Source organism: Pseudomonas sp. MDT1-17 (assembly GCF_054898105.1).
On the sequence record NZ_JBUBVM010000001.1, the window covers coordinates 3,212,383 to 3,226,428 of the forward strand.

The window sequence follows — 14,046 nt, forward strand, 5'->3', positions numbered from 1 at the left end:
GCTGCCCATTTCGTAATGTCCGTTCTGTATTTTATCCATCCATCTGATTCAAAACACTTTTCAATCTCCCCAACATCCCCCCCCTCATCCTGTGGCACACTTTCTGCTGTCTATTCCGTTGTTACATACCTAGTTCCGGTATAGCGGAATAAACATCACCCTGGAGTGCTTGCCATGCAATGCCGACCTTCCTTGTTTAAAGCGTGTGTTTTTGTTCTCGCAGCTTCGGCTGTTGCCATGGGCGTGGCCCAGGCGGCGGACAGCAAGCTCGACAGCGTGCTGGCCCGCGGGAAACTGATTGTGGGCACGGGCAGTACCAATGCGCCGTGGCACTTCCAGGGGGCGGACGGCAAGTTGCAGGGTTTCGATATCGATATCGCGCGAATGGTGGCCAAAGGGTTGTTCAACGACCCGAGCAAGGTCGAGTTCGTGGTGCAGTCGTCCGATGCGCGGATTCCCAATTTGCTGACCGACAAGGTCGACATGAGCTGTCAGTTCATTACCGTCACCGCCAGCCGTGCGCAGCAGGTGGCGTTCACGTTGCCGTACTACCGCGAAGGTGTCGGCCTGCTGTTACCGGCCAACAGCAAGTACAAGGAAATCGAAGACCTTAAAGGCGCCGGCGACAGCGTGACGGTGGCGGTGCTGCAGAACGTGTACGCCGAAGAGTTAGTGCATCAGGCCTTGCCTAACGCCAAGGTTGATCAATACGACAGCGTGGACCTGATGTATCAGGCGGTGAACTCCGGCCGCGCCGATGCCGCTGCCACCGATCAATCGTCGGTGAAATACCTGATGGTGCAAAACCAGGGACGCTATCGCAGTCCGGCTTTCGCCTGGAGCCCGCAAACCTACGCGTGCGCGGTCAAACGCGGCGATCAAGACTGGCTGAACTTCGTCAACACAGCCCTGCATGAAGCCATGACCGGCGTTGAGTTCCCGACTTACGCGGCGTCCTTCAAGCAGTGGTTCGGAGTCGATTTGCCGACTCCCGCGATTGGCTTCCCCGTCGAATTCAAATGATCCCGTGAGAGCGGGGCGGTTCCGATCGCCCCGTTCAAGGTACTGCTGACCATGAACTATCAGTTGAACTTTGCCGCCGTGTGGCGCGATTTCGACACCTTGCTGGTGGGGCTCGGTCTGGGCCTTGAACTGGCGCTGGTGTCGATCGCCATCGGTTGCGTGATCGGCCTGATGATGGCGTTTGCTTTGCTTTCAAAGCACCGCGCATTGCGGGTGCTGGCGTCGGTGTATGTGACGGTCATCCGTAACACGCCGATTCTGGTGTTGATTCTGTTGATCTACTTCGCCTTGCCGAGCCTGGGGATCCGTCTGGACAAGATCCCGTCGTTCATCATCACGCTGTCGCTGTATGCCGGGGCCTATCTGACCGAAGTGTTCCGCGGCGGGTTGTTGAGCATTCCCAAGGGACAACGTGAAGCCGGGTTGGCAATCGGTCTCGGTGAGTGGCAGGTCAAGGCTTACGTCACTGTGCCGGTGATGCTGCGGAATGTACTGCCGGCCTTGTCGAACAATTTTATCTCGCTGTTCAAGGACACCTCGTTGGCGGCTGCGATTGCCGTGCCGGAGCTGACTTATTACGCGCGCAAGATCAATGTCGAGAGCTACCGGGTGATTGAAACCTGGATGGTGACCACAGCGCTCTATGTGGCGGCCTGTTACCTCATTGCCATGATGCTGCGTTACCTCGAGCAGCGTCTGGCGATTCGCCGATAGGAGGCCACATGTACGAATCCCCCAGTTGGTTGCATGAGTTATGGGTAGCGCGGGAAGTCCTGTGGCAAGGTTTTCTGACCAGTGTGCAGGTCTCGGCCTTGGCGATTCTGTTGGGCACGATGGTCGGTATTGTCACCGGTCTGGTGCTGACCTACGGCAAGTTCTGGATGCGTGCGCCGTTTCGGTTTTACGTCGACATCATTCGCGGCACGCCAGTGTTTGTATTGGTGCTCGCCTGCTTCTATATGGCGCCTGCGCTGGGCTGGCAGATCAGTGCGTTTCAGGCCGGCGCGTTGGGGCTGACGCTGTTTTGCGGCTCCCACGTCGCCGAGATTGTTCGCGGCGCGTTGCAAGCGCTGCCCAGTGGTCAGATGGAAGCGAGCAAGGCCATCGGCCTGACGTTTTATCAATCGCTCGGCTACGTGCTGTTGCCTCAGGCGCTGCGGCAGATCTTGCCGACCTGGGTCAACTCGTCCACGGAGATCGTCAAGGCTTCGACGCTGTTGTCGGTGATCGGTGTGGCTGAGTTGTTGCTCAGCACGCAACAAATCATCGCCCGCACCTTCATGACGCTGGAGTTTTACCTGTTTGCCGGATTTCTGTTTTTCGTCATCAACTACGCCATCGAATTACTCGGCCGGCACATTGAAAAGCGGGTGGATTTGCCATGACTCAACCTCAAGTTTCGACACAGAATCAGGCGCTGCTGGACATCCGTGGCCTGCACAAACAATACGGCAAGCTTGAAGTGCTCAAGGGCGTCGACCTGGCCATGCAGCGCGGCAACGTCGTGACGCTGATCGGTTCCAGCGGCTCGGGCAAGACCACGCTGCTGCGTTGCGTGAACATGCTCGAAGAATTCCAAGGCGGACAAATCGTGCTCGATGGCGAGTCCATCGGTTATGACGAGATCAACGGCAAGCGCGTGCGTCACCCGGAAAAAGTCATCGCCAGGCATCGGGCCATGACCGGCATGGCGTTCCAGCAGTTCAACCTGTTTCCGCATCTGACGGCGTTGCAGAATGTCACCCTCGGTCTGCTCAAGGTCAAAAAGCTGCACAAGGATGAAGCTGTTGCCCTGGCGGAGAAATGGCTGGAACGGGTCGGCTTGCTGGAACGACGCGACCACTATCCCGGTCAGTTGTCCGGCGGTCAGCAACAGCGTGTGGCGATTGCCCGGGCGATTGCGATGAACCCGAGCCTGATGCTGTTCGACGAAGTGACCTCGGCCCTCGACCCGGAACTGGTCGGCGAAGTGCTGAACGTGATCAAGGGGCTCGCCGATGAAGGCATGACCATGTTGCTGGTCACCCACGAAATGCGTTTTGCCTTCGAGGTTTCGGACAAGATCGTATTCATGAATCAGGGCCGGATTGAAGAGCAGGGGCCCCCCAAGAAACTGTTCGAACGCCCGCAATCGCCACGTCTGGCGGAGTTTCTCAAGAACACGCGTTTTTGACCTTTCACTTTTCAATCAGGAGAAACACTCATGAGCATTACTCGTTACGGCACCGGCAGCACCGCCGGTGGCGGCCAGCCCCGTCCTTTTGCCCGCGCCGTTGAAGCCGATGGCTGGCTGCACGTGTCCGGCCAGGTGCCGGCGCTGGACGGCGAGATCATTGCGGGCGGCATCGTCGAGCAGACTCACCAGACCATGAAGAACCTGATCGCCGTTCTCGAAGAAGCCGGTTATGGCCTGGAAGACGTGGTGCGCACCGGCGTGTGGCTGGAAGATCCGCGGGATTTCTGGAGCTTCAACAAGGTGTTTTCCGAGTACTTCAAAAGCGAACACGCACCGGCGCGGGCCTGTGTGCAGGCGAACATGATGGTCGATTGCAAGGTTGAGATTGACTGTGTTGCGTACAAGAAAAAGGCCTGAACCGCGATCGCTCTTGTAGGAGCTGCCGAAGGCTGCGATCTTTTGGCGCTTTTGGACAAGCCACAAGGGCAAGATCAAAAGATCGCAGCCTGCGGCAGCTCCTACAGGGCGACTTTGAATGGGAACACAGACATGACCGAAGACACCATCAAGCGCCGGGCTCGCGGTCTGGACCGGGCGTTCGATATCCTCGATTTCCTCAAGGAAGTCGGCAAGCCCCTGCGCCCGAACGAAATCGCCAGCGGCATCGGCAGCCCGAAATCCACGGTCTACGAATTGGTCGCCTCCCTGCTGGAACGGCGCATTCTCGAGCCCGTGGGCAAGGACGGTCACGTCTACCTCGGCCGTCAGTTGTACTTCCTCGGGCAGGCGCACTTGCGCCATTTCGACCTGACCCGCGAGGCCGATCATGCCTTGCAGGAGATCGTCAGCCAGACCCGCGAAACCGCGCAGATGTGCCTGCTCAACGGACGAAAGTACACCGTGGCATTGATGAAAGAGGGCGAGCGGCATTTCCGCATTTCCTCGGACATCGGCGAGAACGCACCGATTCCCTGGACCGCTTCCGGGCGCCTCTTGCTGGCGCATCTGAGCGACCAGGAAATCGTCGACCTGATCGATCACGACGACTTCATCCTGCCCAACGGCGAGCGCCTGCCGCTTGCACAGTTTCTCCAGGAGATTCGTCAGGCCGGTATCGATGGATTCTTCTCTTTCGATAGCGTCGCCGACACGTTTACCCATTGTTTCGCCGCCCCGGTCAAAGACGCCAACGGCGTGGCCATTGCGACCCTGTGCATCGTCGCCCCCCGGGCCGATGCCAAGAACAACTACAACGACTATCGCCGGGTGCTGATCGACAGTGCCAACAACCTGGCCCGTCGCATCAACGAATAACAGCGGCTGCCTGCGGCCGCGAATGTGAGGAGTTCGACCATGTCTTCTGCCAAAAATACGGCTGCCGTGGAAAAGGGTTTCGCCCACGCGGGCGCCAACCTGGTGCGCGACGTCAGCTTGCCTGCATTGGTGCTGCACCGCGAAGCGCTGGAACACAACATTCGCTGGATGCAGGCGTTTGTCAGCAACAGTGGTGCGGAACTCGCGCCCCACGGCAAAACCAGCATGACCCCGGCGCTGTTTCAGCGCCAACTGGACGCCGGTGCCTGGGGCATCACCCTGGCCAGCGCCACGCAAACCCGCGCGGCTTACGCCCATGGCGTGCATCGGGTCCTGATGGCCAACCAATTGGTCGGTACGCCGAACATGGCGTTGATCGCTGACCTGCTGGCCGATCCGGCTTTCGACTTCCATTGCATGGTCGATCACCCGGACAACGTCGCTGACCTGGGCGCTTATTTCGCCTCGCGCGGCGTGCGGCTGAACGTGATGATCGAGTACGGCGTGGTCGGCGGTCGTTGCGGTTGCCGCACGGAAGAGGAAGTGGTCGCACTGGCCAAGGCCATTGCTGCGCAACCGGCCCTGGCGCTGACCGGCATCGAAGGTTACGAAGGGGTGATTCACGGCGATCACGCGGAGAGCGGCATCCGAGCGTTCGCTGCTTCTTTGGTGCGCCTGGCCGTGCAGTTGCAGGACAGCGGAGCGTTCGCCATTGCCAAGCCGATCATCACCGCATCGGGTTCGGCCTGGTACGACCTGATCGCTGAATCATTCGAAGCGCAGAACGCCGGTGGGCGTTTCCTCAGTGTGCTGCGTCCCGGCAGCTATGTGGCGCACGATCACGGCATCTACAAAGAGGCGCAATGCTGCGTGCTCGACCGCCGCAGCGATCTGCACGAGGGCCTGCGCCCGGCGCTGGAAGTCTGGGCGCATGTGCAGTCGTTGCCGGAGCCGGGGTTTGCGGTGATCGCCCTGGGTAAACGCGACGTGGCCTACGACGCCGGTTTGCCGGTGCCGCTGTTGCGCTACAAGGCCGGTGTAGTGCCGGCGACGGGCGATGACGTCAGCGCCTGCAAGGTGACGGCGGTGATGGACCAGCATGCGTTCATGACCGTAGCGCCGGGCGTTGAGTTGCGGGTGGGGGACATCATTTCGTTCGGCACGTCCCATCCGTGCCTGACGTTCGACAAGTGGCGTACCGGGTGTCTGGTGGATGAGCAACTTAATGTCATCGAAACCATGGAAACCTGTTTCTAAGGCTCCAGGCCGAGGCGCGGCCTTCGCGAGCAGGCTCGCTCCCACAGGGGAACGCATTCCATTGTGGGAGCGAGCCTGCTCGCGAAAGGGCCCTACCAGACAACGCAGAAACACCTGAGACCCCAAGAACAATGAACACCATCAGCACCCTCGGCCCCAACACCCCACGCATCGCCCTGATCGGCGAGTGCATGATCGAGTTGCAGCAACGCGCCGACGGCAGCCTGCAACAGAGTTTCGGTGGCGATACCTTGAACACGGCGGTCTACCTGTCCCGGGCGTTGGGCGAGGGCGGCACCGTGGATTACGTCACCGCGCTGGGCGACGACAGTTTCAGCGATGCCATGTGCCAGAGCTGGGCCGACGAAAACATCGGACTGGGCATGGTCCAGCGCTTGCCCGGTCGCTTGCCCGGCTTGTATTGCATCCAGACTGACGCCGCCGGCGAGCGGCGTTTTCTCTACTGGCGCAATGAAGCGGCAGTCCGTGATTGCTTTACGACCCCAGCCGCCGCGCCGATCCTGGCCGCGCTGCCGGATTACGACGTGCTGTATTTCAGCGGTATCACCCTGGCGGTACTGGGTGTGCAGGGGCGGGAGAAGTTGCTGGATACCCTGATCGAAGCCCGGCAGCGGGATGCGCGGATCGTATTTGACAACAACTACCGGCCACGTTTGTGGGCATCGGTTGAAGAGGCTCGGACGGCTTATCGCAGCGTTCTGCCCTATGTCGACCTGGCGTTGCTGACCGTCGATGACGAGCAGGCGTTGTTTCATTTTTCTGATTGTGAGGCGGTGTTTGCTGCTTACGAGCAGATCGGCACGCCTGAAGTGGTGCTCAAGCGTGGCGCCGAGGCCTGTCTGATTCGCTGTGATGGAGAGTCGTTCGAAGTGCCGGCTCAGGTCGTTGAGCGAGTGGTGGACACCACGGCGGCGGGGGATTCGTTCAGTGCGGCGTATTTGGCCAGTCGGCTCAAGGGCGGCAGTCCGGTTGAGGCTGCGCAAGCGGGGCATCGGTTGGCGAGCCGGGTGATTCAAGTACCAGGAGCGCTGATCCCCAAAGATTGAAATGCAATCCTCTGTAGGAGCTGCCGAAGGCTGCGATCTTTTGATCTTGATTTAAAAGAGCAAGATCAAAAGATCGCAGCCTTCGGCAGCTCCTACAATGATCCATCAATCCCGGTAAAACACCTGCACCAGGTGATAACCAAACTTGCTCTTGATCGGCCCGTGCACCACGCGCAGCGGTTTTTTGAAGATCACGGCATCGATGACCCCGACCATCTGCCCGGGCCGAACTTCACCAAGGTCGCCGCCGCGCTTGCCGGACGGGCAGGTGGAATACTTCTTGGCCAGTACATCGAAGGCTTCGCCCTTGGCGATGCGTTGTTTGAGCTGTTCGGCTTCTTCCGAGGTTTTCACCAGAATATGGCGGGCTTGAGCTTTCATGAGCAGTACCTTGCAACGGTGGTGGCTATGTTGGTGCCAGCGGGGGGGCGCGCGATTATGCCTTAACTCAGTCCGGTTGACCGATCATCGCGCGAATCTTGTTAGCCAACAGGTCAATGGAAAAGGGCTTTGACACCATGTCCATGCCTTCCTCCAGGAAGCCCTGGCGCTCGGCGGCTTTTTCCGCATAACCGGTCATGAACAGCACTTTGAGTTGGGGGCGGTGCTGGCGCGCGATTTCCGCCAGTTGCCGACCGTTCATTCCCGGCAGCCCGACGTCGGTGACCAGCAAATCGACCCGCAGGTCGGATTCCAGCAGGGGCAGGGCGGTCTTCGCGTCTTCGGCTTCATGGGCGTGGTAACCCAGCTCCTTGAGCAGGTCGAGCACCAGCATGCGCACCGCCGGGTCATCCTCCACCAACACCACGGTTTCACCGGCAATCGCGGCCGGCGCCTCGCTGGTGACCGGCATCAGGATGTTTTCTGGCTCTGAGGCGTGTAGCCGCGGCAGGTACAGACGCACGCTAGTGCCCTGGCCCGGCAAGCTGAACAGGCTGACATGCCCACCCGACTGCTGGGCAAAACCATAGATCATCGACAGCCCGAGACCGGTGCCCTGGCCGATGGGCTTGGTGGTGAAGAACGGGTCGAAGGCCTTGGCCAGCACCGACGGTGTCATGCCGGTACCGTTGTCGCTGACGGCGATCATCAGATAATCCCCGGCCTTGACCGGTTCCAGGGTGTTGATGTCACTGCTGTCGAGGTAAACGTTGGCCGTTTCGATCCGCAACTCACCGCCATCGGGCATGGCGTCCCGGGCGTTGATCACCAGATTGAGCAGGGCGTTTTCCAGCTGGCTGACGTCCGTGCTGACCGGCCAGACGTCATCGGCCAGTTGCAGTGTGAGCTCGATGTGGTCGCCCTTGGTCCGGCTGAGCAGATCTTCCAGGGAATGGATCAGGTCATTGGCGTTGAGCGGCTTGCGATCCAGTGACTGACGCCGGGAAAACGCCAGCAGGCGATGGGTCAGGGCGGCGGCACGGTTGGCCGAGGATACTGCCGCCTCGGTGAAACGGCCCACCTCGGCGGCGCGCCCGTCGGCGATGTAACGCTGCATCAAATCCAGGCTGCCGATGATCCCGGTGAGCATATTGTTGAAGTCATGGGCGATACCGCCGGTGAGCTGGCCGAGCGCTTCCATCTTCTGTGCATGCCGCAACGCTTCTTCGGCGCGCTCGCGTTCGAACATCTCGTTCTGCAGCCGCTGGTTGGCTTCGGCCAGTTGTTGGGTGCGGGCGACAACGCGTTCCTCAAGGGTTTCGTTGAGGTTGCGCAGGGCTTCTTCGGTCTGTTTGCGCTCGGTTTCGTCGATCACAAAGATGTAGAACCCATTGACCGCACCATCCGCACCGTGGCGCGGCAAGTAGTTCATCAGGGCATGGCGGATGCTGCCGTCACGGTGCGGGGTGCTGATGCTGAAACAACAAGACCTGCCGGACAGTGCCTGGACGATGTGTTCGGCACGCAACGCATAGGCTTCTTCACCCAATACTTCACGGATGGTTCTGCCATAGAGCTCCTGAGGCGTCAGGCCGTACCAATCGAGGTAGGCCGCATTGTTCAGGCGAAAGCGCTCCTCGCTGTCCACGTAGCTGATCAGGATCGGCATGGCGTTGATGATCAGTTGCAGCTCGGTTTGACTTTGCCGCAAGGCTTGCTCGGTGTGTTTACGTTCAGTCAGGTCCAGGGCAGCGCCGAGGAAACGAATCGGCCGGCCATGGTGGTCCTTGTAGCAACGACCCCGGGCAAACACCCAGCGCAGCTGACCGTCGGGTTGCAGCAGGCGATACTCCTCGGCGTACTCGGTGCCTTGGGTGATGGAGTGCTTGATGCTGCGGGTGACCATGGCGCGATCTTCCGGGTGCACCCCCTGGAGGTAAGCGCTGATGGGCAACTGGCTGGCCAGCAGCGGGTCGATGCCGTGCAATTGGGCGAAGTGGGTGTCGGCAATGAAGCGATCCTCGCCGATGTCCCAATCCCAGGTGCCGACGGCGTCTGTGGCGGCGAGGGCCAGTTGCAGGCGCTCCTCGGTTTCGTGCTGGGCCTTGAGGCTGGCGGCCGAGCGCTGTTCGAGTTCGAGGGCGATGCGTCGTCTTTCGTTGGTTTCGATGGCGGTGACCAGAATCCCGGCGACCTGTGCGCTTTCATCGCGGATGGGGCTGTAGGTCAGGTCCAGCCAGAAGTCGGAATCATGGCCATCGCGCTGCACGGTGAAGCGCTGTTCGCTGTAGGTCCGCACCTGTCCTTGTAGGACGGCGCTGTAAATGGGGTCGGTAAATTCCTTTAACTCTGGCCAGATCAGGTGCGTCGGCTGTCCGAAAGCGTGGGGATGCTTGCTGCCTGCCAGCAGGGCAAAGCCATCGTTGTAGATCTGCGTGAGGTGCGGACCCCACAACAACAGCATGGGCATCGGCGAATGAATCACGATGTCCACGGCGGTTCGCAAGCTCTGCGGCCAGGTACTGGCCGCGCCCAGCGGGCTGCGTCTCCAGTCCAGTCGGGCAATCAAGGCCTGGGCATCGCTGCCGGTCGGTGATGCATTCATCAACATGTCCTGCACTTAGTCGGTGTGGCGGCGTCAACTATCCTGAGGCGGTAGACGCTGGATGCCCCATTGTGGGTCATTTCTGTTCATTGAATGCTTCGCGGGTGCTTTTTGCCATGGAAATCGATTCGCTGTTGAGGCTCCTGGCCAATCAGGATGGCTCCGATCTATACCTGTCCACCGGTGCGCCCCCCAGCGCACGGTTCGACGGTGTGCTTAAACCCTTGGCCGATCAGCCGTTCAAACCGGGAGAAATTGCGGCCATTGCCGCGTCCATCATGGACGCCGAACAACGTTTGGAGTTCGATCGGGAGCTGGAGATGAACCTGGCGATCTCTTTGACAGGTGTCGGGCGTTTTCGGGTCAATATCTTCAAACAACGCAACGATGTGTCGATCGTGGCGCGCAACATCAAACTCGACATTCCGCGTTTCGAAGACCTCAAGCTGCCGTCGGTGCTGCTCGAGACGGTGATGCTCAAACAAGGCTTGATGCTGTTCGTCGGCGCCACCGCCTCTGGCAAATCCACCTCGCTGGCGGCATTGATCGATTACCGCAATCGCCACAGCAGTGGCCACATCATCACCATCGAAGACCCGGTCGAGTACGTCCATCGGCACAAAAAGTCGATCATCAACCAGCGCGAGGTTGGCGTCGATACTCGCAGTTTTCATGCTGCATTGAAAAATACGCTGCGTCAGGCACCGGATGTCGTGCTGATCGGCGAAATCCGTGACCGCGAGACGATGGAGCACGCGCTGGCGTTTGCCGATACCGGCCATCTGGTCATTTCCACCCTGCATGCGCATAACGCCAATCAGGCGCTGGACCGGATCATTAACTTCTTTCCTGAAGAGCGCCGGCCACAGCTGCTTAATGATTTGGGCAACAACCTCAAGGCCTTCGTTTCCCAGCGCCTGGTGTGCACCCGCGACGGTCGGCGCCGGGCGGCGGTAGAAGTGATGCTCGGGACGCCGACCATCGGCGACCTGATTCGGCGCAATGAGTTTTCAGAACTGAAGGGGATCATGGAGAAGTCTGTGGAACTGGGAATGCAGACGTTCGACGGTGCGTTGTACGCGTTGGTCGTCGAGGGGGCGATTGAAGAGGAAGAAGCGCTCAAACATGCGGATTCGGTGAACAATTTGAGGTTACGGCTAAAGCTGCACACCGAAGCGTCACCGGTCCCCCATGCACCGCCGGGTGAATGGGGGTTGATGGACTGACACCGCCCCCTGTAGGAGCTGCCGAAGGCTGCGATCTTTTGATTTTATGGCGCCAATGATGTCGCTAAAGATCAAAAGATCGCAGCCTTCGGCAGCTCCTACACAGGTTGTGTTTCAGTCGTTGAGTTCGGGGCGGTTGCGGAATTGCTCAAGCGCCTCAGGATTGGCCAGGGCATCGGTATTCTTTACCTTCTGCCCGTGCACCACATTTCGCACGGCCAACTCGACAACCTTGCCACTGATCGTCCGTGGAATGTCCGTCACCGCGACAATCTTCGCCGGCACATGCCGTGGCGTGGTGTTGGCGCGGATGACCTGGCGGATCTGCTGCTCAAGCCCCTCGTCCAATTCGACGCCGTCGCGCAAACGTACGAACAACACGACCCGAACGTCATCCAGCCATTGCTGACCGATGGCCACGCTGTCCAGTACCTGCGGGACCTTCTCCACCTGGCGGTAGATTTCCGCCGTGCCGATGCGCACGCCACCGGGGTTGAGTACGGCGTCGGAGCGTCCGTGGATCATCATCGCGCCATGGGGCAATTGTTCAGCGTAATCGCCTTGGGCCCAGACGCCGGGGAACTGACTGAAATACGAGGTGCGAAGCTTTTCCTGCTGAAGATCATTCCAGAACCCGATGGGGATTGCCGGAAAGTGCCGGGTGCACACCAGCTCACCTTTTTCGCCGATCACAGGCTGGCCGTCGTCGTTCCAGACTTCCACCGCCATGCCCAGGCTTTTGCCTTGTATCTCGCCACGGCGCACGGGTTGCAGCGGATTGCTGTTCACAAAACACGAGACGATGTCGGTGCCGCCGGACATCGAGGCCAGGCACAGGTCAGCCTTGAGGTCGCGGTAGACATAGTCGTAACTCTGGGGCGACAACGCGGAACCCGTGCAGAGCAGGGTTTTGAGGCTGCTCAGGTCATGGCTTTTGCGAGGTTTGACGCCGCTGCTTTCCAGGGTTGCGAGGTACTTGGGGCTGGTGCCGAAGACGCTGATGCGTTCGTCGTCGATCAGATCGATCAGGCGCTCGGTGGCAGGATGAAACGGCGAGCCGTCATACAGCACCACCGCGCTGTCCACGGCCAGCGCCGAGACCAGCCAGTTCCACATCATCCAGCCGCACGTGGTGTAGTAGAACAAACGATCGCCGGGGCCGAGATCGCAATGCAGGCCATGTTCCTTGACGTGTTGCAGCAACACGCCGCCGGTGCTGTGAATGATGCATTTGGGCACGCCCGTGGTGCCGCTGGAATAGAGGATGTACAGCGGATGCGCGAAGGGCACGGGAACGAAATCCGGTTCGCCGCCAGCCTCGTAGAAATCCTCCCAGAGCGTCACGTTGGCCCGAGTCTTAAAGTCCTCGATGCGCGCCTGTGGCCGGGCGTAAGGCACGACGATCAGCTGTTTCAAGGACGGCAAGCGTTCGAGGATTTCATTGACCTTGGCGGTCTGGTCGATTTCCTTGCCGGCATAGCGGTAAGCGGCGCAGGTGATCAACACGGTCGGTTCGATCTGGCCGAAGCGATCGATCACCCCTTGAGTGCCGAAGTCCGGCGAAGAACAGGACCAGATCGCCCCCAGGCTGGTGGTGGCGAGCATGGCCACCAGGGTCTGCCAGGTGTTCGGCATGCACGCGGCCACTCGGTCGCCAACGACGACGCCGGCGGCGATCAAGCTCTGTTGAAAACCGGCGACATGCTCTGCCAGTTCGGCCCAGGTCAATTGTTCACGTTGGCCGTTTTCACCGATGGCCACCACGGCCACGGCATCGTCGCGACGGCGCAGCAGGTGTTCGGCGAAGTTCAGGGTAGCGCCGGGAAACCATTGGGCGCTGGGCATTTGCGCGCCTTCGACCAGCACAGCGTCCGGTTGATCGTGGAAATGGATGTCGAAGAAATCGACGATGGCCTGCCAGAACGCCTCGCGCTGATCGATGGACCATTGGTGCAGGGCAGGGTAGTCGTCGACATGGAGGTTGTGTCGTTGATTGATGAAGCGCCGAAAGGCCTCCATGCGGGTCTTGCCGATGCGCTTGGCGCTGGGTTGCCAGAGGATGTCGGACATGGCTTGCCTCTTCTTATGTCTTCAGATCCATTCGCGAGCAGGTCGGATCGCCGCACCGGCGCTCCCACATTGAAATGCGATCCCCTGTGGGAGCGACGGTGCGGCGATCCGACCTGCTCGCGAAGAACGATAACGCGATTTAGCGGCTGATTACTGCGCCAACCACCCACCATCAATATTCCACGCCGCGCCACGCACCTGGCTGCCCGCTTCGCTGCACAAAAAAAGCACCAGCTCGCCCAGTTGCGGCGGCGTGACGAACTCCAGCGACGGCTGCTTTTCGGCCAGCAAATCATGCTGCGCCTGCTGCGGGTCGACCCCTTTGGCGATGCGATCATCAATCTGCTTCTGCACCAGCGGCGTCAGCACCCAACCCGGGCAGATGGCGTTGCAGGTGACATGGGTGGTGGCCGTTTCCAGACCCACAACTTTAGTCAAACCGATGACCCCGTGCTTGGCCGCCACGTAAGCCGCCTTGCCCACCGACCCGACCTGGCCATGCACCGAAGCGATGTTGATGATCCGTCCCCAGCCCTTGGCGCGCATGCCTGGCAGGCTCAAACGGGTGCTGTGGAAGACCGACGACAGGTTGATCGCAATGATCGAATCCCAGCGCTCCACCGGGAAATCCTCGACCGGTGCCACATGCTGGATGCCGGCATTGTTGACCAAAATGTCCACGCCGCCGAACTCACGTTCGGCGTAGGCGATCATGTCGGCGATCTGTTCAGGATTGCTGACGTCGGCCGGGTGATGGCCGACCTTGCCGCCGAACTGCTCCACTTCAGCAATCACCTTGGAAGCATCACCGAAACCGTTGAGGATCAGATTGGCGCCCGCCTTGGCCAGGCTGAGGGCAATGCCCAGGCCAATGCCGCTGGTGGAACCGGTGACCAGTGCAGTCTTGCCCGAAAGAGTTGTCATGAA

Annotated in this window: 13 protein-coding genes; 9 read left to right on the plus strand and 4 right to left on the minus strand. The window is 60.0% G+C overall.

Annotated features, from left to right (window positions below; translation table 11 throughout):
* Positions 1 to 174 precede the first annotated feature (174 nt).
* The 8 genes from ACYZTX_RS14865 to ACYZTX_RS14900 all read left to right on the plus strand — a co-directional run bounded on the left by ACYZTX_RS14865 (position 175) and on the right by ACYZTX_RS14900 (position 6,837).
* Positions 175 to 1,023, plus strand: coding sequence for a transporter substrate-binding domain-containing protein (locus ACYZTX_RS14865; RefSeq protein WP_462034687.1), 849 nt, complete (start codon positions 175 to 177; stop codon positions 1,021 to 1,023).
* A 51-nt stretch (positions 1,024 to 1,074) separates the two neighbouring features.
* Entirely contained in the window at positions 1,075 to 1,737 is a 663-nt protein-coding gene (locus ACYZTX_RS14870; protein ID WP_462034688.1) for an amino acid ABC transporter permease, read from the plus strand.
* An 8-nt stretch (positions 1,738 to 1,745) separates the two neighbouring features.
* Complete coding sequence (locus ACYZTX_RS14875; RefSeq protein ID WP_462034689.1) at positions 1,746 to 2,408, plus strand: amino acid ABC transporter permease; 663 nt, start codon at positions 1,746 to 1,748, stop codon at positions 2,406 to 2,408.
* Positions 2,405 to 3,196 carry an amino acid ABC transporter ATP-binding protein gene (locus ACYZTX_RS14880; protein WP_462034690.1) on the plus strand — a complete coding sequence of 264 codons (792 nt, stop codon included), beginning with the start codon at positions 2,405 to 2,407 and terminating at the stop codon, positions 3,194 to 3,196. Before ACYZTX_RS14875 ends, ACYZTX_RS14880 begins: the two co-directional genes overlap by 4 nt.
* A 30-nt stretch (positions 3,197 to 3,226) precedes the next feature.
* Positions 3,227 to 3,616, plus strand: coding sequence for a RidA family protein (locus ACYZTX_RS14885; protein WP_462034691.1), 390 nt, complete (start codon positions 3,227 to 3,229; stop codon positions 3,614 to 3,616).
* A 132-nt stretch (positions 3,617 to 3,748) separates the two neighbouring features.
* Entirely contained in the window at positions 3,749 to 4,513 is a 765-nt protein-coding gene (locus ACYZTX_RS14890; protein WP_462034692.1) for an IclR family transcriptional regulator, read from the plus strand.
* Positions 4,514 to 4,552: 39 nt separating this feature from the next.
* On the plus strand, positions 4,553 to 5,770 hold the full coding sequence (locus ACYZTX_RS14895; RefSeq protein ID WP_462034693.1) for an amino acid deaminase: 1,218 nt from the start codon (positions 4,553 to 4,555) through the stop codon (positions 5,768 to 5,770).
* 131 nt (positions 5,771 to 5,901) lie between these two features.
* Positions 5,902 to 6,837 (plus strand): sugar kinase, encoded by a 936-nt coding sequence (locus ACYZTX_RS14900; RefSeq protein WP_462034694.1) that lies wholly within the window; start codon positions 5,902 to 5,904, stop codon positions 6,835 to 6,837.
* A gap of 105 nt (positions 6,838 to 6,942) precedes the next feature.
* On the opposite strand, the gene ACYZTX_RS14905 is transcribed toward ACYZTX_RS14900, so the two are convergent.
* Together ACYZTX_RS14905 and ACYZTX_RS14910 are read right to left on the minus strand one after the other, a co-directional pair.
* Positions 6,943 to 7,218 (minus strand): peptidylprolyl isomerase, encoded by a 276-nt coding sequence (locus ACYZTX_RS14905; RefSeq protein WP_007898282.1) that lies wholly within the window; start codon positions 7,216 to 7,218, stop codon positions 6,943 to 6,945.
* 67 nt (positions 7,219 to 7,285) lie between these two features.
* Complete coding sequence (locus tag ACYZTX_RS14910; RefSeq protein WP_462034695.1) at positions 7,286 to 9,823, minus strand: hybrid sensor histidine kinase/response regulator; 2,538 nt, start codon at positions 9,821 to 9,823, stop codon at positions 7,286 to 7,288.
* 116 nt (positions 9,824 to 9,939) lie between these two features.
* Between ACYZTX_RS14910 and ACYZTX_RS14915 the strand changes: the two genes are divergently transcribed.
* Entirely contained in the window at positions 9,940 to 11,049 is a 1,110-nt protein-coding gene (locus tag ACYZTX_RS14915; RefSeq protein ID WP_462034696.1) for a PilT/PilU family type 4a pilus ATPase, read from the plus strand.
* A 114-nt stretch (positions 11,050 to 11,163) separates the two neighbouring features.
* Here ACYZTX_RS14915 and ACYZTX_RS14920 read toward each other — a convergent pair whose 3' ends face one another.
* Both ACYZTX_RS14920 and hbdH read right to left on the minus strand, forming a co-directional pair.
* Positions 11,164 to 13,119, minus strand: a complete 1,956-nt coding sequence (locus tag ACYZTX_RS14920; protein WP_462034697.1) for an acetoacetate--CoA ligase — start codon at positions 13,117 to 13,119, stop codon at positions 11,164 to 11,166.
* Between the two features lie 150 nt (positions 13,120 to 13,269).
* Positions 13,270 to 14,043 carry a 3-hydroxybutyrate dehydrogenase gene (hbdH, locus tag ACYZTX_RS14925; protein WP_462034698.1) on the minus strand — a complete coding sequence of 258 codons (774 nt, stop codon included), beginning with the start codon at positions 14,041 to 14,043 and terminating at the stop codon, positions 13,270 to 13,272.
* Between the last annotated feature and the right edge of the window lie 3 nt (positions 14,044 to 14,046).